Below are 18,500 nucleotides of genomic sequence, written 5' to 3' on the forward strand. Positions count from 1 at the left end.
CCACCTCGGTGAACCGGGCGGCCGCCTAGAGCGCCCTCAGGCCGTTGATCACCTCTCGGAGAAGGCTCTCCGTGGCGGTGGTGGCCTCGTCGCGCGGCGGGCGTACCGTGATCAGGCCGTGCTCGAGCAGGTCCCCCATGAGCACCCGCGCGACGGCGACCGGCAGGCCCAGGTCCGAGGCCACCTCGGCGACAGGCCTGGTCTGGCCGCTCACGGCGCTCAGCAGCCGCCGGTGCTGGGCGGTGAGCTCGGCCTTGGCCGGGACGGGCGACCCCGTCGAGACGACGGTCGCCAGCAGGTCGAGCTCCGAGGAGGAGGTGGGCTTGGTGCGCCCGCGGGCGACCGCGTACGGCCGTACGACTGGCCCTGCCTCCTCGTCGACCCACTCGTGCTCGCTCACGACTGAGATCCCCCATCCTGCTCACTGTCCTGCCGCCCGCGCTGCCAGCCTGACTGGAGCGAGGAGAGCAGCGCCCTGGCCTCCTCCGGCGAGCGCTCCGGGGCCGGCGACGCGGGGGGCGGCGCCTGCTTGAGCCGCTGCGGCAGGCCGACCGGCCGGTCGCGCTGCGGCAGGCCGGTCTGCCGATCGCGCTGCGGCAGGCCCGTCTCCCGCTGCCGCTGGCGGCGGGGCAGCCCCGACTCCTCCTGCTCCTGGCGCAGCTGCTGCGGCAGTTGCTGCGGCTCCTGCTGGGCCGGCTGCGGCAGCCCGCCCGGCGCCTGGCCGCCGCCGCGCTTGCTGGTACGGACGCGGCGCGGCAGCTCGTGGGGCCCCGTGGGCTCGGACCGTACGACCGACACGGAGACGGACTCGAACTCGATCGGCTGTACCGGGACCTGGCTCGGCATGGGCTCGACCAGCGAGCCCGGCAGGAGCACGATGGCGGTGGTGCCGCCGTACGGTGAGGGCTTGAGCGTCACCCGGACGCCGTGCCTGGCCGCGAGCATGGCGACCACCGCGAAGCCGAGCCGCTCCGTCTGCGAGGGGTCGAAGTCCGGCGGGCTGGCCAGGCGGTCGTTGATGGCCCTGCGAGTGGCCTCGTCCATGCCGAGGCCGCGGTCCTCGATCTCGACCGCGAAGCCTCTGCCGACGATCTCGCCGCGTACGGAGACCTCGTTGCTGGGCGAGGAGAAGGAGGCGGCGTTCTCGATCAGCTCGGCGAACAGGTGCATCAGGTCGGCCACCGCCGCGCCCGAGACACCGCACTCGGACATCGGGTAGACGCGTACCCGGGTGTACTCCTCGACCTGGGCCGCCGCGCCGCTCAGCACGTCCTCGACCGGGATGACGCCGCGCCACCTGCGGCCCGCGGAGCCGCCCGACAGCAGCACCAGGCCCTCGGCGTGGCGGCGCATACGCGTGGTCAGGTGGTCGAGCCGGAACAGCCGCTCCAGCGCCTCCGGCTCCTCCGTCTGGCGCTGCATCTCGTCCAGCATCTTGAGCTGGCGCTGGAGCAGCGACTGGCTGCGCCTGGCGAGGTTACGCAGCGCCTCGGACACGCCCTCGCGCAGCCTGGCCTGCTCGACGGCCGCGTCCACGGCCGTGCCCTGCACGCTGTCGAAGGCCGCGGCCAGGTCGCTGACCTCGCTGGTCGCGTCCTTGGCGACCGTGATGGGCGGCGCCTCGGTCGCGATGTCCACGCTCTCGCCCTTGCGCAGCTTCGCCACGACGTTGGGCAGCCTGATCTCGGCCAGGTCCAACGCGGTACGGCGCAGTCCTCCCAGCTCCCTGGTGAGCCTGCGGCCGACCCTGATCGAGATGAAGATGGAGAACACGACCGCGATCAGGCCGAGCGCGCCCGCGACGGCGGCCCGCACCATGATGCCCACGCCCGCGGGCTCCATCCTGGCCAGCAGCTTGTCGCCGGTGCGCCAGACGGCCTCTCTGTACTCCTTCTGCACCGCGTCCGCCACGCCCCGCCAGAGCTCGACGTCCACCGGCTGGCCGGAGATGTAGCTCTCCAGCAGGTTCTCCATGGTGTTGTAGCGCGGGGAGTAGTAGAGCTTCTCGAACGGGGCCCGCAGGTCGGTGTCGAGGTTGGCCAGCGCCTTGGGGAACAGGTACGTCCTGGTGCTGTCGAGACCCGCCAGCAGGTGGAGGTCGGACATCATGGTCAGCCGGCCGTTCGAGGCCACGATCAGCGCGTGCTCGCGGCTCAGGAGCTCGCGCACCTCGTCGGCGGCGATCAGGCCCTGCGCCTGGAGCGCCAGCTCGAGGTCGGTGCTGACAGTCAGCCGGGAGTAGAGCAGGTGGATCTCGTCGGAGACCTTCGCGTACTCGGTGACGAGGGCGCCGGGGGCCAACTTGCGGTCGTCCACCTTGCGGCGGATGTCCGGAATCCGGTCGACCGCCTCGAACACCGCCTGCAGCTGCGTCTTCATGTCCTGCGTGAGCGCCGACTGCACGTCCTCGCTCATCGCCTGCTCGCGCAGCTTCTTCCTGTTGTTGTCGACCTTGGCCCTGGCCTTGCTCAGCGCGTCGGGGGCCGTGACCGTGCCCGCCAACTGTTCGGCGGAGGCCAGTCGCTCGGTCTGGAGGTTGCCGGTCAGGCCGTCGGCGTTGTTGATGACGCCCGTCCAGATCGTCTCGACCTTGAGCAGGCTGAGCGCCTCTCCCCACGTGGTGCTCGCGGCGAAGCCCCAGAGCGCGATCAGGGAGATCAAGGGGATGACGAGCAGCGTCGAGATCTTGAATCTGATGGATCTGCCCGATGCCATGACACCTGCTCCCGGATAGAAGATCGCGGGAGAGAATAGCACCGAAACGGATGGTTTTAAGATCGACTCGCGATAATTTCGTGATATGCGGGGAAATTCCTGCTTCGTGCGCTGGTCGGATCGCCGCCCGGACGCCACGCCAGCCGGGTCAGCCAGACGGCGAGCACCGCCAGCAGGCTCACCTCGGCCCCGAGCAGCAACCGCTCGACGAGCCCGATCAGCACCCGGTCCCCCGGCATGGCCACGTAGGTGATCGCCAGCAGCCCGAACCCCCCGGCCAGGGCCACCCACTCCACCACCCGCGCCACGGGCCGCCAGCGGCCGTCTGAGCCGAGCCTGGGCACCAGCAGGGCGCCGGCGGCAGGCAGGCTGACGAACGCCGCGACGGACACGTACCGGTGAACCTGCGCCGCCAGATCGAGATCCGCCCCGAGGGGTGTGGTCGGGACCAGGGCCGCCACCACGAGCGCTCCCGACCACACCCCGAGCAACCACTCCGGCATCCCCCGCACCGGCGCTCCCGCCGACCGCAGCCCCGCCAGGAGCGCCAGCGACCCGATCCCCAGCACCGCCATCGCGACCTCCGTGACGCCCCCGCGGTCGGACACGGCGTATTCGCTGACGGTGACATTGAGGGGGTCGAGGTAGGGGTCGGGCCCGAACTGCCCGACCACCACGGCGACCACCGAGATGAGGATGGAGGCACAGGCGATCAGGGGGTAGAGCCTCTGCACTGCGGTCATGGGCCCACTCTCCCGCCCGTGACCCTCGCCTCACATCGGGCGCCATCCCCGAGGCGCCCCTGAGCCGACCCTGACTATTGCTGGATGACCGACAGGACGTTTCCCGCCGGGTCCGTGAACCAGGCGATGGGCGGTCCCTCGCGGAGAACGCCCCTGGAGTCCTGCGGGAAGCCCTCGTAGCGCTCGAAGCGCACTCCTCGGGCCGTCAGCTCGTCCACGGCCTTGTCGATGTCCTCGACCGGGAAGTTGAGGATCGTGAACGTGGCCGGGGTGTGCTGCTCCTTCGGGTAGACGAGGATGTCCCTGCCGCCCGCGATGTGCAGAGTGAGCATCCCGTGCTCTTCCGAGACGCGCAGTCCCAGCGTCTCGCCGTAGAACTGCTTCGCCGCCGCGATGTCGTTCACCGCGAACCCGCTGAACGCCTTCGTGTTCTCGAACATGATTCCTCACCAGTGGGTCCGAATCTCTTCCACAGGGGCAGACCGGGCGAGGCGCGAAAACTCATCGGCGAGCGGGGCAGAGAACAGCCGCGCCGCGTGCCCAGTTCGTCCTGGGCACGCGGCGCGGGGTTTCGGTCAGCGGAGCCGACGGGGGGCTCAGCCGGTCTTGAGCGTGAGGCCGTACGCGCTCAGGGCCTCATTGACGGGCTGGTGGTACGTCGTACCGCCGCTGGTGCAGTTGCCCGAGCCGCCCGAGGTCATGCCCTGGGCCTGGCTGCCCGAGATGAAGGAGCCGCCCGAGTCGCCCGGCTCGGCGCACACGTTGGTGCGGGTCAGGCCGGTGACGGTGCCCTGCGAGTACCTGACGGTGGCGTTGTGCTGCTGGATGGTGCCGCAGTGCCAGCCGGTGGTCGAACCGGAGCGGCAGATGGACGAGCCGACGGCGGCCTGGGTGGAGCCGCGGACGATCACGTTCGCGCCGCCGGAGCCGCGTACCCACGGCTGCGGGGTGTTGCCGGGGGCGGCGACCCAGGCGTAGTCGTTGCCCGGGAAGGACGCGCCCTGGAAGGTGCCCGTCGGGTTGCTGGTCGTGCTGCCGGCCAGGCGGCAGTGCCCGGCGGTGACGAAGCCCGGTGTGCTGCCCTTGGTGACGGAGAAGCCGACGCTGCAGCGGCTGGAGCCGATGTAGTACGGGGCGCCGCCGATGATGTTGATGAGCGGCACGGGCCGCTCGGCGGTCGCCGACACGCTGACCGCGCTGCGGTCCACGCCCGCGGCCGCGGCCAGGGCCTCGGCGGCCTCGACGGTGGGCGCCTGGATGGAGACGCTGTTGGTCTTCACGTCCACGTACCAGAGCGCGGCCGCGGCCTGGACGCGCCTCGGGGCCCGGTCGACCTGCTGCATGATCGCGTTGAGCTGGGCGAGCGACCGCGCGACCACGACCGGCTGCGCGCCGTGCGACTCGATCGTGGCGGTGGTGCCGGGGTCGGTGGTGGCGACCAGGAGCTTGGAGGCGTCGTCGTTCAGCCAGGCGCCGCCGTACGACGCGCCGAGCTGGGCGGTCAGCGTGGCGTCCGTGGCCGCGGCGCGTTCCTCGTTGGCCAGCCGGGTGAGTGCCTGCTGCTCGGAGAGGCCGAGGTCGCGCTCCAGCGCGTCGACCACGGAAGGGGGCGGGGTTGGGGAGGCGGATTGAGATGCCTGGTCAGCTGCTGCGGGGCTGATGGGGGTGGCCAGGCAGGCGGCGAGGATGACGCCGCTCACCAGCGCACAGCGTTTACTCAACATGTGCACTCCTCGGGTGGGGGTGCTGTCAAGCTAACGTTTGGTACGGCTTCTGCCAGCATGCCAAAGAGCCCCTATTTCGGTGTTATGTGGGCTTTTCGGGCATGGATCGGACCGCTGATTTACCGCCTAAAAGGTGATCGGCGGGGTGGGTCGGTAGGGTCGCGTGGCTGGAGGTGTTCTCTGTGCGTAATGGTGTTCGTCACCTGCTCGGCGCCGGCGCGGGACTGCTGGCCACTCCACTGATCGCGGCCGGTTTCATCGTCGGGTTCGAGCGCTTCGGCGACACGGCGCGCATGACCGTCGACTGGGTCGTGATGGCCGTGTTCGTCGGCACCTTGATCCTGATCGGCACCCTCGCGGGGTCGAGGATCTCGCCGCTCGCCTCCCTGCTGCCGGGCCTCGCCTTCACCGGCTTCATCGGGGCGGCTCTGGTGCGCATCGCCCTGGGCGGTGACCACCGGATGGGCTTCGACCAGGTGCCGAGCGAGTTCCTCGAGGGCTACATGTCCCTGCTCTACACCTGGTCGCTCCCCACGGGGTGCATCCTGCTCGCCGCCTCCGTCTTCCCCTCGCGCTGGCGGAGCGCCAGGAAGGCCGACCCGCCGCCGCCCGAGCCGCAGGAGGCCCCGAAGCCGCCGCCCCTGCCCAAGCGGATCCCTTCCCGCCGCGCGGAACGATCACAGCGGCTAATGTAACAGTGCTGTTAGATCGGAAGGGCGAGCACATGCATGCGTACGACAAGGGGATGCTTGATGTCGGCGACGGCAACCTCGTGTACTGGGAGGTGGCGGGCAATCCGGAGGGCAAGCCGGCCGTGGTCGTGCACGGCGGGCCCGGCTCAGGCGCGGGGCCGGGCTGGTACCGGAAGTTCGACCTCGACGCGTACCAGGTGGTCCTCTTCGACCAGCGCGGATGCGGCAGGAGCACGCCGAGCGTCAGCGACTGGGCGGTGAGCCTCGACGCCAACACCACACATCACCTGGTCGCGGACATGGAGCTGCTGCGGGAGCATCTCGGGATCGGCAAGTGGATGGTGTTCGGCGGGTCGTGGGGGGCGACGCTGGGGCTCGCGTACGCAGTGCGACACCCGGACCGGGTCTCCGAGGTCGTGCTGTTCGGGGTCGGCACCACCACCAGGCGCGAGGTGGAGTGGATCACCCGCGAGATGGGCCGGGTCTTCCCCGAGGAGTGGGCGCGGTTCAGGGACGGCGTGCCCGAGCAGGACAGGGACGGGAACCTGGCCGACGCGTACGCCAGGCTGATGGAGCATCCGGACCTCGCGGTCCGGGAGAAGGCGGCCGCCGCCTGGTGCGAGTGGGAGGACCGGCACGTACGGCTGCTCCCGGGACTCGAGCGCGACCCGAGCTATGACGACCGGGACTTCCGCGTGACGTTCGCCCGCCTGGTCACCCACTACTGGCGGCACGCCGCCTGGCTGGGGGACGACGAGTTGCTGCGGGGCGTGGCGGGGCTGGGCCACGTGCCCGGGGTGCTGGTGCACGGGCGGCTGGACGTGAGCACACCGCTGGAGACGGCGTGGCGGCTGTCACGGGCGTGGCCCGGCTGCGAGCTGATCGTGCTCGACGGCGCCGGCCACGGCCCGGGGCTGGGCGAGACGCTCGTGGCCGTGGTCGGCAGGCTGGCGGAGCGGAATCAGCCGTCCCGTCTAGGCTGATTTCGCCTCTGGCAACGGGATCCACTTGTGCGCCCACGTCACCAGCTCGTCCAGCACGGGCCGCAGCTCCTGCCCCATCTCGGTCAGGTGGTATTCGACCCGGACGGGTGACGTGGCCAGCACGCGGCGCTCGACGAGGCCGGCGGCCTCCAGCTAGCGCAGCCGGCGGGCCAGCATCGTGTCGTTGATGCCGGGAATGGCCGACTTGAGGTCGGCGTAGCGGTGGGCGCCGCACCACCGGCTAGTCGTCCTCGTCGAAGGTGTGCAGCACCCGCTCGAACGCGTCGCTGACGGGCCGCAACGCCTGCGCGAAGGCGTTGACCAGCGGGCCGAAGATCTCCGTCATCTCGGCCATGAAGTCGGGACTCTTGGTCTCGGGAGGCGCCCAGCGCATGGCGTCCGCGCTCAGCGTCTCCCACTCGTCGACGACGCCGTCGATGGCGTCGAGCACGTGGTCAGGATCGCTTGGCATGACCGTTCTCCGTGGAAGGAGGGCCGTATATCACCCACGGTACTTCAGACCGGGATCGAGACCCCCACCCCGCCACGGGTCTGCCCACCGAACCTCTCCTTGTCGGCGTCCAGGTCGAGCGGGCGGATGCCGGCACGCGAGGCGAGGATCTCCTCGGTGAGCAGCGAGGCCGGCACCAGCCACGACACCTCGAACTCCAGCCCGTCCGGGTCCTTGGCGTACAGCGCCTTCGTCGTGCCGTGGTCGGATGCGCCCACCAGCGCGCCCAGCTCGGCGAGCTTGAGCGCGACGCGCTCCAGCTCGTCGAGGGTGTCGACCTCCCACGCCAGGTGGTAGAGGCCGACCGACGTGCGCCCGGCCGGCGAGGGGCTCGCGTTCGCGCCGATCTCGAACAGGCCCAGGTCGTGATCGTTCGTCGAGCCGGCAGCCTGCAGGAAGGCCGCGCCCCGCATGCCCATCACCACCTCGAAGCCGAGGGCCTCGCGGTAGAAGGCGACGCTGCGTTCCACGTCACGGACGTAGAGGACCGCGTGGTTGAGCCGCTGGACAGGCATGGCTTTTCCCCTTTCTGCCGAGTCCAGGTCAAGTATATGAGAGTTCAAGTAAATTGGCCCCATGACGAGATGGCTGGATGCGGACGAACAGCACACCTGGCGCAACTTCCTGGCGGCGACCCAGCTCATCGACGAGGCACTCGACCGCCAGCTCCAGCGGGACGCGAGCATGCCGCACACGTACTACATGATCCTCGTGGCGCTCTCCGAGACGCCAGGACGCTCGATGCGGATGAGCGAGCTGGCCGCCAGGGCGCAGAGCTCCCAGAGCCGTCTCTCGCACGCCGTAGCCCGCCTGGAGGAGCGCGGGTGGATCCGCCGCGAGCGCTGCCCCGCCGACCGGCGCGGCAATCTCGCGGTGCTCACGGACGACGGGTTCGCCGCGCTGGCCGCCGCCGCGCCGGGGCATGTGGAGGAGGTACGGCGGAGCCTGTTCGACGCGCTGACGCCCGAGCAGGTACGACAGCTCGACGAGATCTGCGTCGCGGTCCGCAGGACCCTGGAGGCGTGATCTTCCGCGGGACACGCGGGGTGGGGGAGCGAGAAATCTGTCGGGTGGAGGCCGTACCGTTCTCCGGGTACCCGACGAAGGAGAGGCCGATGCGCGACACCGAAGAGGCGCTGTTCAGGGCGGTCCACGGCATTGCCGGGCGGTTCGCCGGCCAGCCCGTGCCCGTGGTGATGGAGGCGCTGATGCGCCACCTCCCCAAGGCGCCCGGCCTCGAGGTGGCGGAGATCCGCAAGATCGCCGAGGAGATCAGCGTCGGGCGCGACCCCTCGGGCTTGTGAACAACTGATCGCCGGGGGAGCATCGAGACATGTACGAGCCAACCCCTGAAGATCGATTCACGTTCGGTCTGTGGACGGTCCTCGCCGTCCAGCCCCATCGCGACCGGGCGATCGCGGCCTTCAGGAAAGCGCTTGCCGAGACCGGGCTGCGCGGCGGGACGCCGGCCGATCTGACCTCCGGCGACTTCGATCCGGAGCTGGCCGGCGCGCGCGGATACCATTTCACGCATGTCAACCAGCTTTCGCTGGAGCACTTGTTAGGAGTTCGTGGGTGACGCTGGTCGCTGGGGTCGATTCCTCGACACAAAGTTGCAAGGTCGTCATTCGTGACGCGGAGACGGGCGCGCTGGTGCGGCAGGGCCGCGCGCCGCATCCCGACGGCACGGAGGTGCATCCGTCGCACTGGTGGGCCGCGTTGCTGCGGGCCATCGAGGAGGCCGGTGGGCTCTCCGACGTGCGGGCCATCAGCGTGGCGGGGCAGCAGCACGGCATGGTCTGCCTGGACGAGTCCGGAAATGTCGTACGCGACGCCCTGCTGTGGAACGACACCCGCTCCGCCCGGTCCGCCACCGACCTGGTCGCGGAGCTGGGCGGTCCGGAGGCGTGGGCCACCGCGGTGGGGTCGGTGCCGGTCGCCTCGTTCACGGTGACCAAGCTGCGCTGGCTGGCCGAGAACGAGCCCGACAGTGCCGCCCGTACCTCCGCCGTCTGCCTGCCGCACGACTGGCTCACGTGGCGCCTGGCCGGCGCGCTCGCCTCGGGCGACTTCTCCCTTGACGCCCCTGTGCCGCCGATCGACCAGCTCACCACGGACCGGGGGGACGCCTCGGGGACGGGCTACTGGTCACCGGCGACGGGGACGTACCGCACGGACCTGCTGAAGCTGGCGTTCGGGGCGGTCCCGGCGCTCCCCCGGGTGCTGGGTCCGACGGAGGCCGCCTTCGAGGGCGGCTCGGTCATGATCGCACCGGGGACGGGCGACAACATGGCGGCCGCGCTCGGCGTGGGCGCCCGGCCAGGTGATGTCGTGGTGTCGCTGGGCACCTCCGGCACCGCGTTCGCGGTCGCGGAGTCGCCCAGCGCCGACCCCACCGGCGCGGTCGCCGGCTTCGCCGACGCCACGGGCCGCTTCCTCCCCCTTGTGTGCACGCTCAACGCCGCCCGCGTCATGGATGCCGCCGCCCGCATCGCGGGGGTGAGCCTGGACGAGCTGAGCGATCTCGCGCTCCAGGCGCCGCCGGGGTCCGACGGGCTGACGCTCGTGCCGTACCTGGAGGGCGAGCGCACCCCCAACCGCCCCACCGCGACGGGCTCCATCCACGGGCTGACCCTGGCCACCTCCACGCCCGCCCACCTCGCTCGGGCGGCCATCGAAGGCATGCTGTGCGGCCTCGCCGACGCCCTCGACGCGCTGGGCATGAAGCCCGAGCGGGTGCTGCTGATCGGCGGCGCGGCCCGTTCCGAGGCGGTCCGCCGCATCGCCCCCACGGTCTTCGGTGTCCCGATCACGGTGCCGCCGCCGGCCGAGTACGTCGCCAACGGCGCCGCCCACCAGGCCGCCACCCTGGTCACTTCGCCGGACTGGCGGTCGGAGGAGACGGAGACGTACGAGGGGGACGCGATCCCCTCGATCCGCGACCGCTACGCCCGCGCCACCTCCCACATCCTCGACTGACAGAGACGCCTGTGGCCATGGCCGCCTTGTCCGGCTCACGCGGGACAGAGGCGGCCATGGAAAAGGGACGGATCGTCAGCCGGCCAGCCACGCCGGTTCCCGGGTCATGGCGGGCCTCTCCTGGTGGACGGCGCGGGTGAGCAGCACCTGCGCCACGCCCGCCTTGAGCAGGGCGGCCATCCGGACCACCGGCACCAGGGTCAGCGCGAACAGGACGCCCACGGCCGTGGTGGCGACCACGTACATCGTGGGGGTGTCAGGCAGGCCCAGCCACTGGAGAACCACCCCGTGCTCGGCGCCGGGGATCCGGGCGATGACCCAGCCGTAGATGGGAAAGGTGAGACCGGCGACGGCCCCGGCCCACCACACCGTGGTGAGCACGAAGGCGACCAGCGAGAACGGGAGCGCGATGATCCCGTACAGCAGGTCCATCCACGCCTGGCCGCTGGTCAGCGGGTTCATCGCGCGGCGGAACCAGCCCGCTCCCTCGGGGGCGGGCGCGTACGGCGGGCGGGCGACCGGGTGGCCGAGCACGCCGGGGAGCGCGACGCGCTCGAGGTCGGCGAGGTGGCGGGAGGCGGCGGCGGTCGCGGCGAGCACGGGCAGTCCGACGAAGGCGGCGGCGCTGCCGAGTCCCGCCGAGACCCCGACGGTGGTGACGGCGAAGGAGGCGACGGCCAGCGGGAGGCCGAGCAACGTGTAGCGGGTGTCGGTGGCGAGACGGCGCTGGAGGGCTCTCATGGGAAGAACGCTACGAGCCGGGGCCCGCCGCCATCGACCCTGCGTACGGGCCTGTGCGTGGTAGGGACAGCCCTACCGCTGCCGAGGCGGCACCGTCCTTCAGGCGGTGACGTCGTGACGGATGCCCTCCCGGTAGTCGGGCAGGCTGGGTGTACCTGCCGAGCTCGGCCTTGGCCTTGGCGTTCGACACGCGCATGGAGGTGCCGATCATCAGCACGGCAAACTACGGCGCGGCCGGCCTGAACGTCGCCGACGACCCGATTGTGCCTGCACGCGCATCAGCGCCAGACCGGGACACCATGATCGGCGCGGCCCTCTGCACAGCGAAGATCATCCGTGTAGCGGGAACTCAGCGCGTTGGTGCCAGCGATCGCCGTCACTGACGAAGAGGCTGACCGACGCAACGTCGGCCGTGATGGGGAGCAGCACGGTCAACGCAGCTTCCGCCTCGTCGAGCACGTGCGCCTGCTGACCGTGAGCAACAGTCAGGTGCGGGATGACCTCCGTGAACTGTCCACCGTAGGGCGGTGCTTCGGGCCAGCGCGCCGCGACGGCCTCCGTCAGCGCCCGAAACGGCTGGTCGGGTGTCGGCGCGAGGTAGAGCACGTCAGGGAAACGCCGGCAGCTGTCGAACCGGACGGTGAACGGGCTGTGCTCGCCGAACAGTTCCCTGAGCTCGTCGATCACCGCAGCGTCGATGCGATCGATGTCCAGGAACGGCACAAGCACCGTCACGTGTGCGGGAACCCCGGCCGAGGCAGAGGAGTCGAAACGCCGCCGCCAGCGCCCGACCGATGGCTCGGCTTCCTTGACCACGGCCAGTAACGCTGTCTCGCCTGCTCGATACCGGCCTGAAGTGCCGTCAGACATGGTTGGACAATCTCAGGCTTCGAAGCGGATCTGCCACCTCCACGGCGTCGGCCCGGGCTGGCATCCGCTGCTGCTGCGCCTCCATGAGGAACTGCTGACCGTAAGCCCCGGCTACAGTGTCCAGCAGGTCAAGGAGAAGTACGGCACCTTGCGCATCTACCTCCTCACCGGCCTGCTGCGGCACCTGCACGAGGGTGGGGACATGTGGCCCGAACCACACGAGGCGGACCGCTACAAGCAGGAGGACGACGCGGCGAAACTCCTCGTACACGCCGCCGAACAGGAGTCGGCCACGATCTGTGAGTACTGCGGCAATCCCGGTCAGGCCAGGGAACGCTTCTGGATCAAAACTTTGTGCGACGATTGCAACGCCTGTCGTTAAGTAGGGGCGTTCGCAGCGACCGCACGGTAGCCCATCCTCAAGCAGGCCGGCGCACAAGACGCCGGAGTCCGCTGGCAGGGGACGGGCGAATGTCCCCGCGTCAGCCGCTTCCTCAGGGAGCACGTGATCCCTGGCTGAGTTCCTGGCGGTGGTCATCATCCGCCCTGCGCCCGGCGGCCCCTCGCACCAAGGACGAGGGCCGGGCCGACCGGCACCCGTCCGGGGCCCGTGATGTGCCCCGGACGGATGACCGCCACAGGACCCCGGCGTCCGGGGTGGCGAACTCACCGGGCTGATCCGTGAAGGCGAGAGCTTCCAGGAGCGTGTCCAGCCGGCGGGCGACGTGCTTGGGCAGCACCCGCCGGATCTTGGCCGAGGCCGTCTCGCTTGCCGTGTGCTGCGTCGTCGTCAGCCCTGCTCGGCGGCCGGCGACCAGGCCGAGCAGCACGGCCAGCGCCTCGTCGTCGCTGAGCATGAGCGGAGGCAGACGGTAGCCGGGGGCGAGCCGGTACCCGCCGTAGCGGCCGCGTACCGATTCCACGGGCACGTCCAGGTCGATCAGTTGGTCCACATACCGCCGCACGGTGCGCCCTTCGACGCCGAGCCGGTCGGCGAGTTCGGCCACTGTCCGGGTGCCGCCCGACTGCAGCAGCTCCAGGAGTGTCAGCACGCGGCCGGTGGGTCGGGGCATGTCCGCAGCCTAACGCGAATAGTGGACCGATTCTGTCCACTATTTCTCCTAGTCTGCGACGTGCACGCCTTCATCACAGCCAAGGAGATCCCCATGGACTTCGTCTCGATCCGCATCATCACCAGCGACGTCGCGCGCCTCGTCGAGTTCTACGAGCGAGCCACAGGGGTGCGGGCGATGTGGGCCACCGAGGACTTCGCCGAACTCAAGACCCCCAAGGCCGCCCTCGCGATCGCCAGCACCCGCACCGTCCCGCTGTTCGCCCCGGGCTCTGCCCATCCGGCGGACAACCGCAGCGTGATCATCGAGTTCCGCGTCGACGACGTGGACCGCGTTCACCAGAACCTGACCGGCTTCGTCACCGACTTCGTCACCGAGCCCACCACGATGCCCTGGGGCAACCGGTCGCTGCTGTTCCGCGACCCCGACGGCAACCTCGTCAACTTCTTCACCCCCGTCACCCCGGCGGCCATCGAGAAGTTCGCACGCTGACACCACGCACAGCCGCTCACGCGGAGCCCTGAAATCCCAGGGCACCCGATGAACGCGGCCGCCGAGTCCAGGAGCGCCACCGGCAGGGGGACACCGCTTACCTCGGAGGGACGGCTGCGGTTGTGCCTGCGGATCGACGCCGGCCGGCCGATCGCGCACGTCGCTGCCGAGGCCGGGCTGTCGCGCCGCTGCCGGAACCGCTCGACACTGTCCCGCAGCAACTGACGTTCGAGGACGTCGTGGAACCAACCTCCTGAGACACCACAGCTAGGGGGTAACCTCCGCCGGAGCCCAGAAGGACGTGTCTTTGAGGCGGCAGACCGCAACCGCGTTGCTCAGTGGACCAGGGTGAGGAACGAACCCTGGATCGTCGATCGTCCCCGACCGCGTACGGCGACCGGCCACGTTGTGGCGATCGTCAGGGCTGCATCTGTGCGGCGGGGGCGGCAACCCCGGTCGGCCCTGAAACTACGACACCCTTGAAGATGAAAAAGGCCCTCTCCCCGATCGGCGGATTCGAGGGGCCGTCGCAACACAATTGATCAATTGCTGTCAGCGGTCAGCATAGCCGCACGAAATTCCGCGCTGACCCCGAGCGTCGCGGCGATGGCCGCCCGCTCCCTCGATAGCGGGGAGTGGGCGGCCGTTCGTCTTGCCTGCTCATGCGATGCGGATGGCGGCGACGTTCTTCGGGTACCGACGCATGTGGTGGGCGCCTGGCCAAGGTCGGTCACTCTGTCCAGCGTATCGGCGTGGATACGCTGACAATGGGGTCAGGGGTTCACGCTGAGGGGCGTCAGCCAGTGGATCTCCAGGTCTTCTCGTAGGTACTCCATGCGGTGCTGCTGGAAGTGTGCGAGTTCGGGACGCGCGAGATGCGCGCGCAGGTCGTCGGCCGACCGCCACAATTCGTAGAACACGAACGTGCTGGGGTCCGCCACGTCGCGGTGGACCTGGTACTGCATCGAGCCAGGCTCGGCCCTGGTCGGCTCCACGAATGACAGCAGCAGTCGCTCCAGTTCATCGGCGCGCTCAGGCTTCGGCCGGGCGAAGCCGTAGATACCGACTGCCCCGCCTCCTTCAGGTACGACAATTTCCATACCTGCCAACGCTAGCCATCAGACCAGGTATGATGCAAATCGTACCTAGGAGTGAGCCATGGATTTGGGCAAGGTGTTCCGCGCGCTGGCCGACGACTCCCGCCGCCAGGTCGTGGCCGAACTCGCGGCCGATCCCGAAGACCGGGAGCGTGCCTGCGGCTCGTTCGACCTGCCGGTGAAGAAGGCCGCGCGCACGTATCACTTCCGGGTGCTGCGCGAGGCGGGGCTGATCATGCAGCGTGACCACGGCAACGGCAGCGCCGTCTCACTGCCCAGGCAGGACATCGAGCGTCATCTGCCCGGTCTGTTGCAGCTCCTGTCCGAGGAGCTGGAGTCCGGCAGCGCGACGGGCAGAACCGGGGACACTGCGGCTGATTAGCCCACCAGGAGCACTGGCAGTCCTGCTGCTCTTACTGGTCAGAGGCACGCCGTCATGAGCTCGGCGGCGACGGCGGCGAGCTGGTGGCGGGTGTGAACGGACAGGTCGGTGCCTTTGGGGAAGTACTGACGCAGCAGGCCGTTCGTGTTCTCGTTTGAGCCGCGCTGCCAAGGGCTGGCCGGGTCGCAGAAGTCAAGGTGACGATCGCCGAGGTGCCGTTCTTGCCGATGATGTTCGCAGTCACCTTCCCAGTGGCCGGGCACGGCCCGGTCATCAGCCTCGGCGGGTCGCTCGCTGATCATCACCATGGGGGTGCTGTAGCGGGGCTGGCGCTGCTGGGCCTGGCGACGGGGCTTGCGCATCGCGCGGCCGGTGCATAGCGCCCGGGTCAGCTCGCGGCGCAGCTCGCCGCGGCCCTGAACGTAGAGCGCCTGGTAGATGGTTTCGTGGCACACGTGCATCTCCGCCCGCTCGGGGAAGGTCTTGCGCAGGCTCTGAACGATCTGTTCCGGGCTCCAGCGCTGGTGCAGATGCAGGTGCTCTTGAATGTATGCCCGTAACTCCGGCTTCTGCCCGAGCTTGCTGGGCTTGGGGCGGGGCCGGCGCGCGTCGGCTCGGGCCTGCGCCGCGTGCGGGCGGTACTGGCCATTGGTGGGGTGCCGGTTACGGCGGATCTCTCGGCTGATGGTCGAGGGCGCACGGCCCAGCTCGCGCGCGATCTCCCGGATCGACGCCTTCTCCCGCACCCGGTCGTTGAGGTAGCGCCCACGCACGTCTGAGGGCGCCGCCGATGTGATCGGTAGCGCCCCCACGTGCTTGCCGGTCGGATTGCGTCCGTTACGCCGTCGCCGACCGGTCCGGAGGTTGATGCCGACGATCCGGCATGCCTCCTTGTTGCTCAAGCCCTGCTGCACGAGCCGCAAGTATGCCGCTCGCTCACGGGAAAGAGCCCTGCGACCTCGACTGCGTTCCCGGCCCTCCCGAATCTCGAAGTCCATCGCAATCCCCTCAACTGGGGTGTTGCGACGACCACTCGAAGAGAAGATCAAAGGAGAGGGCCCTCCGCCTGCGGAGGACGTCCGCGTGGAACGGCCGTGGACAGTGCCGATTGCAACTAGAACTGCAACTACGAAGGCCAGCCACCGCGCCCATCGATCACTCTCAGCCACCCACCATGGCTAGCGCTAGCTGATGTGGGCGGACAACGACGCTAGACCACGTCGAACTCGTTCCCCTCGGGATCCGCCATCGCCACCGCATAGTGATCAACGCCGGGCTGCGACAGCAGCCGTACAATGGTCGCCCCCGCCTGGGCAAGCCGCTCCACCTCGGCATCCACTCGCGCTTTCCGGGTCTCCAGCGGTACGTCCTCCCGCTTGCCACCCACCTTCACATCCAGGTGGAACCGGTTCTTTACCACCTTGCCCTCAGGCACCTGCTGAAACCAGATCCTCGGCCCGTACCCCTCGGGATCGACGATGCTGTCGCTGCCGTCCCCCTCGCCCAGCTCGTCCTCCGGCACTCCGATACTGCGCCAGTAATCCCGCCACGTGTCGAATCCACCCGGCGGTGGCTCCACCCTGTACCGCAGCGCGCCCGCCCAGAACCGGGCCATCCGCTCGGGTGCCGCACAGTCAATGACCAGCTGATAAGAAACCATGGCAGCCATCCTGCCGGACCCATCCGACAAATTTTGGCTCACGGTCCGGACGACTCCTGGGCCGGTCAGCCGGCTGGCCGCCAGCACCTCGATCAGCCGCCCATGGGTCAACTCCGCGCTAGCGCACCGGGCAGGCATATCCACCAGCTCCCACGACGACGATCACCACAACAGGCCGGCGCTCTTCGAACAACCTCACGTGCGGAAACCCGGGTAACCGAGGACGGGGCGATTGCCATTGCGGTACAAGCTGGCGACGGTTTTACAGCGCGTCACCGTTCCTGCGCTCACACGGCATCTGACCTGCGGCGCTTGGATGTTACAGCGCTTGTGCCGCCGTGATCATTGCGCGCATATTGCACGGTGCCACGCGCACGTCCTGCGGGTTGCGCCACCTCATCGAGGACTGACACCTCGAACTGCGCCATGGACGATCGAACCCTCATTCTGTCGGTGCACTGGCTTATGGTCTGCTGCCTGACGGTATCCGTGATGATCGGAGAAGAAGACGTGGGTCTGACCACGCCCCCGGCACCGTTCGACGTGGCGAAGCTCTTTCCCGAACTGGCCAGCCAGAGCAAAATCGCTGTTCGGCTACACCCGCGTCCCGGAACGCCTTCGACTACGGAAAGCTCTATGGGCGGTCCGCTGCTCTGGCCCATCGGCGACCCTTGGCCGTTCTGCACGTCTCCTGACCACGAAGACTTCACAGGAGCACAGTCGATCGCGATGGTGCCGATCCTCCAACTCCACGCCCGGGACGTACCCGAGCTGCCGTTCCCACCGGACACGGACGTGTGCCAGATACTGTGGTGTCCCTTCGTGCACGAGTCCGACTTTCGGCCAGTGGTACGCGTGCTCTGGCGGAAGGCGAGCCTCGTCGCAAACCTCCTCACCGAGGTTCCGGAGCCCGTGGCCAGCGAGGAAGGACTTCTCCCCCGACCGTGCGTGCTCTCCCCTGAGCGGGTCAAGGAGTATCCGGCCTGGGAGACGTCGGCAGAACTGGCCGAGAAGATCAAGGAATGGGAATCGTCCCTGAATGACTCCGAAGATTGGAGTTACCACTACCACCTGTCGGTTGCTCCAGGCACGAAGATCGGCGGATGGATCGACTGGATCCAATCGCCCGAGACCGTCACATGCGGCCAGGGCCATGAGATGGCGCATCTGCTGACGATTGCCAGCTGGGAGCACGATCCCGGATCCGCGACGAGATGGGTACCACTTGAGGAGCGGCACCTCCTCAGGTCGGACTTCGACCCAGGGCAGATGGGTCCCTCCGGACTCGTGATCGGCGATGCCGGCGCGGCTTATCTCTTCGTCTGTATGGAGTGCCCTGATCGGCCCATCGGGAGCGTCGCCCAGTGGTCGTGAGGTTGCCTGACGGAGTATCTGACCGTGAAGCGGGTCAGGAATCGAATGCCGCGCTGTCAGCTTGGAATTGCAGGGATCGCGGCTCGTAGGGCCTTGACCTGCGGCTGCAGGTCGGCCCTGAGTGACCGTGGTTGATCCCTCGCCACCCCTTTCAATGGCACGATGAACCGGCCCCGACCTGCCGCTCTACCGCTGCTTGCCTTTCCCCAAGCGTTGCTCCTCCATCACGGTGATGGAGTCGTAGATGGTGCGCAGCATGACCTGAGCTTGATCACGGTCAACGCCCATGCGAAGCCGAAAATCCCAGTCGTCGAGGTGGATGCCATTGCAGACCTCATTGAGTGCGTTCTTGATCGCGAGGGCGTCTTTCGGCCCCAGGTTCACGGTGATCACATCGGCGGTGGTGCGAATGATTTCCACGAGCGGCATTGTGCATGTCGAGGCGCACCGCGCGCATCCTGCCC

Annotated in this window: 25 protein-coding genes and 1 pseudogene; 11 read left to right on the top strand and 15 right to left on the bottom strand. The window is 69.0% G+C overall.

Annotation, left to right across the window (positions count from 1 at the left end):
* Nucleotides 1-25 precede the first annotated feature (25 nt).
* From ABD830_RS39940 to ABD830_RS39960, 5 genes are all read right to left on the bottom strand, one after another.
* Nucleotides 26-400, bottom strand: coding sequence for a DUF742 domain-containing protein (locus ABD830_RS39940; RefSeq protein ID WP_344999184.1), 375 nt, complete (start codon nt 398-400; stop codon nt 26-28).
* Nucleotides 397-2,715 (bottom strand): sensor histidine kinase, encoded by a 2,319-nt coding sequence (locus ABD830_RS39945; protein WP_344999186.1) that lies wholly within the window; start codon nt 2,713-2,715, stop codon nt 397-399. The genes ABD830_RS39940 and ABD830_RS39945 overlap by 4 nt, the downstream gene beginning before the upstream one ends.
* A 56-nt stretch (nt 2,716-2,771) precedes the next feature.
* Complete coding sequence (locus ABD830_RS39950) at nt 2,772-3,458, bottom strand: DUF998 domain-containing protein (protein WP_344999187.1); 687 nt, start codon at nt 3,456-3,458, stop codon at nt 2,772-2,774.
* A gap of 74 nt (nt 3,459-3,532) precedes the next feature.
* Entirely contained in the window at nt 3,533-3,898 is a 366-nt protein-coding gene (locus ABD830_RS39955) for a VOC family protein (protein WP_344999189.1), read from the bottom strand.
* A gap of 156 nt (nt 3,899-4,054) precedes the next feature.
* A complete protein-coding gene (locus ABD830_RS39960; protein WP_344999191.1) occupies nt 4,055-5,182 on the bottom strand; it encodes a S1 family peptidase in 1,128 nt (375 codons plus the stop codon).
* Between the two features lie 182 nt (nt 5,183-5,364).
* Between ABD830_RS39960 and ABD830_RS39965 the strand changes: the two genes are divergently transcribed.
* Complete coding sequence (locus ABD830_RS39965; protein ID WP_344999193.1) at nt 5,365-5,877, top strand: hypothetical protein; 513 nt, start codon at nt 5,365-5,367, stop codon at nt 5,875-5,877.
* A 2-nt stretch (nt 5,878-5,879) separates the two neighbouring features.
* Nucleotides 5,880-6,857: a prolyl aminopeptidase gene (pip, locus tag ABD830_RS39970; RefSeq protein ID WP_344999195.1), complete on the top strand. Its 978-nt coding sequence runs from the start codon at nt 5,880-5,882 to the stop codon at nt 6,855-6,857.
* Here the strand turns inward: pip and ABD830_RS39975 are convergent.
* The 3 genes from ABD830_RS39975 to ABD830_RS39985 all read right to left on the bottom strand — a co-directional run bounded on the left by ABD830_RS39975 (nt 6,849) and on the right by ABD830_RS39985 (nt 7,883).
* Nucleotides 6,849-7,010 carry a winged helix-turn-helix transcriptional regulator gene (locus ABD830_RS39975; RefSeq protein WP_345002225.1) on the bottom strand — a complete coding sequence of 54 codons (162 nt, stop codon included), beginning with the start codon at nt 7,008-7,010 and terminating at the stop codon, nt 6,849-6,851. The genes pip and ABD830_RS39975 overlap by 9 nt on opposite strands.
* A gap of 88 nt (nt 7,011-7,098) precedes the next feature.
* The gene (locus tag ABD830_RS39980) at nt 7,099-7,329 is read right to left on the bottom strand and encodes a hypothetical protein (RefSeq protein ID WP_344999197.1); all 231 of its coding nucleotides are present in this window, start codon (nt 7,327-7,329) and stop codon (nt 7,099-7,101) included.
* A 44-nt stretch (nt 7,330-7,373) separates the two neighbouring features.
* The gene (locus ABD830_RS39985) at nt 7,374-7,883 is read right to left on the bottom strand and encodes a VOC family protein (RefSeq protein WP_344999199.1); all 510 of its coding nucleotides are present in this window, start codon (nt 7,881-7,883) and stop codon (nt 7,374-7,376) included.
* Nucleotides 7,884-7,944: 61 nt separating this feature from the next.
* Between ABD830_RS39985 and ABD830_RS39990 the strand changes: the two genes are divergently transcribed.
* The 4 genes from ABD830_RS39990 to xylB all read left to right on the top strand — a co-directional run bounded on the left by ABD830_RS39990 (nt 7,945) and on the right by xylB (nt 10,347).
* Complete coding sequence (locus ABD830_RS39990; RefSeq protein WP_344999201.1) at nt 7,945-8,394, top strand: MarR family winged helix-turn-helix transcriptional regulator; 450 nt, start codon at nt 7,945-7,947, stop codon at nt 8,392-8,394.
* A gap of 89 nt (nt 8,395-8,483) precedes the next feature.
* Nucleotides 8,484-8,672: a hypothetical protein gene (locus ABD830_RS39995; RefSeq protein ID WP_344999203.1), complete on the top strand. Its 189-nt coding sequence runs from the start codon at nt 8,484-8,486 to the stop codon at nt 8,670-8,672.
* Between the two features lie 29 nt (nt 8,673-8,701).
* Nucleotides 8,702-8,947 carry a hypothetical protein gene (locus ABD830_RS40000; protein WP_344999205.1) on the top strand — a complete coding sequence of 82 codons (246 nt, stop codon included), beginning with the start codon at nt 8,702-8,704 and terminating at the stop codon, nt 8,945-8,947.
* A complete protein-coding gene (xylB, locus tag ABD830_RS40005; protein ID WP_344999207.1) occupies nt 8,944-10,347 on the top strand; it encodes a xylulokinase in 1,404 nt (467 codons plus the stop codon). Before ABD830_RS40000 ends, xylB begins: the two co-directional genes overlap by 4 nt.
* Before the next feature lie 75 nt (nt 10,348-10,422).
* On the opposite strand, the gene ABD830_RS40010 is transcribed toward xylB, so the two are convergent.
* Both ABD830_RS40010 and ABD830_RS40015 read right to left on the bottom strand, forming a co-directional pair.
* Nucleotides 10,423-11,088 (bottom strand): sensor domain-containing protein, encoded by a 666-nt coding sequence (locus ABD830_RS40010; protein WP_344999209.1) that lies wholly within the window; start codon nt 11,086-11,088, stop codon nt 10,423-10,425.
* 330 nt (nt 11,089-11,418) lie between these two features.
* Nucleotides 11,419-11,958 carry a 2'-5' RNA ligase family protein gene (locus ABD830_RS40015; RefSeq protein WP_344999211.1) on the bottom strand — a complete coding sequence of 180 codons (540 nt, stop codon included), beginning with the start codon at nt 11,956-11,958 and terminating at the stop codon, nt 11,419-11,421.
* On the opposite strand from ABD830_RS40015, the gene ABD830_RS40020 reads away from it, so the two are divergent.
* Nucleotides 11,957-12,340 (top strand): hypothetical protein, encoded by a 384-nt coding sequence (locus ABD830_RS40020; RefSeq protein ID WP_344999213.1) that lies wholly within the window; start codon nt 11,957-11,959, stop codon nt 12,338-12,340. The genes ABD830_RS40015 and ABD830_RS40020 overlap by 2 nt on opposite strands.
* Nucleotides 12,341-12,452: 112 nt before the next feature.
* Here ABD830_RS40020 and ABD830_RS40025 read toward each other — a convergent pair whose 3' ends face one another.
* Nucleotides 12,453-13,031 carry a helix-turn-helix transcriptional regulator gene (locus tag ABD830_RS40025; RefSeq protein WP_344999214.1) on the bottom strand — a complete coding sequence of 193 codons (579 nt, stop codon included), beginning with the start codon at nt 13,029-13,031 and terminating at the stop codon, nt 12,453-12,455.
* Between the two features lie 93 nt (nt 13,032-13,124).
* On the opposite strand from ABD830_RS40025, the gene ABD830_RS40030 reads away from it, so the two are divergent.
* Nucleotides 13,125-13,523 (top strand): VOC family protein, encoded by a 399-nt coding sequence (locus ABD830_RS40030; RefSeq protein ID WP_344999216.1) that lies wholly within the window; start codon nt 13,125-13,127, stop codon nt 13,521-13,523.
* 48 nt (nt 13,524-13,571) lie between these two features.
* The gene (locus tag ABD830_RS40035) at nt 13,572-13,748 is read left to right on the top strand and encodes a hypothetical protein (protein ID WP_345002269.1); all 177 of its coding nucleotides are present in this window, start codon (nt 13,572-13,574) and stop codon (nt 13,746-13,748) included.
* Between the two features lie 548 nt (nt 13,749-14,296).
* Here ABD830_RS40035 and ABD830_RS40040 read toward each other — a convergent pair.
* Nucleotides 14,297-14,623 (bottom strand): putative quinol monooxygenase, encoded by a 327-nt coding sequence (locus ABD830_RS40040; RefSeq protein WP_344999217.1) that lies wholly within the window; start codon nt 14,621-14,623, stop codon nt 14,297-14,299.
* Nucleotides 14,624-14,681: 58 nt separating this feature from the next.
* Here ABD830_RS40040 and ABD830_RS40045 point away from each other — a divergent pair, with 58 nt between their 5' ends.
* Entirely contained in the window at nt 14,682-15,002 is a 321-nt protein-coding gene (locus ABD830_RS40045) for an ArsR/SmtB family transcription factor (RefSeq protein ID WP_344999219.1), read from the top strand.
* 50 nt (nt 15,003-15,052) lie between these two features.
* Here ABD830_RS40045 and ABD830_RS40050 read toward each other — a convergent pair.
* Together ABD830_RS40050 and ABD830_RS40055 are read right to left on the bottom strand one after the other, a co-directional pair.
* A pseudogene (locus ABD830_RS40050) lies at nt 15,053-16,000 on the bottom strand (IS30 family transposase); the annotation flags it as partial.
* Between the two features lie 212 nt (nt 16,001-16,212).
* The gene (locus tag ABD830_RS40055) at nt 16,213-16,671 is read right to left on the bottom strand and encodes a VOC family protein (RefSeq protein WP_344999223.1); all 459 of its coding nucleotides are present in this window, start codon (nt 16,669-16,671) and stop codon (nt 16,213-16,215) included.
* Nucleotides 16,672-17,088: 417 nt separating this feature from the next.
* Here ABD830_RS40055 and ABD830_RS40060 point away from each other — a divergent pair, with 417 nt between their 5' ends.
* On the top strand, nt 17,089-18,036 hold the full coding sequence (locus tag ABD830_RS40060) for a hypothetical protein (RefSeq protein ID WP_344999224.1): 948 nt from the start codon (nt 17,089-17,091) through the stop codon (nt 18,034-18,036).
* A 186-nt stretch (nt 18,037-18,222) separates the two neighbouring features.
* Here the strand turns inward: ABD830_RS40060 and ABD830_RS40065 are convergent, their stop codons facing one another.
* On the bottom strand, nt 18,223-18,456 hold the full coding sequence (locus ABD830_RS40065; RefSeq protein WP_344999226.1) for a hypothetical protein: 234 nt from the start codon (nt 18,454-18,456) through the stop codon (nt 18,223-18,225).
* Between the last annotated feature and the right edge of the window lie 44 nt (nt 18,457-18,500).

Origin of the sequence: Nonomuraea helvata, from assembly GCF_039535785.1 — a bacterium.
GTDB classification, from domain to species: Bacteria; Actinomycetota; Actinomycetes; order Streptosporangiales; family Streptosporangiaceae; genus Nonomuraea; species Nonomuraea helvata.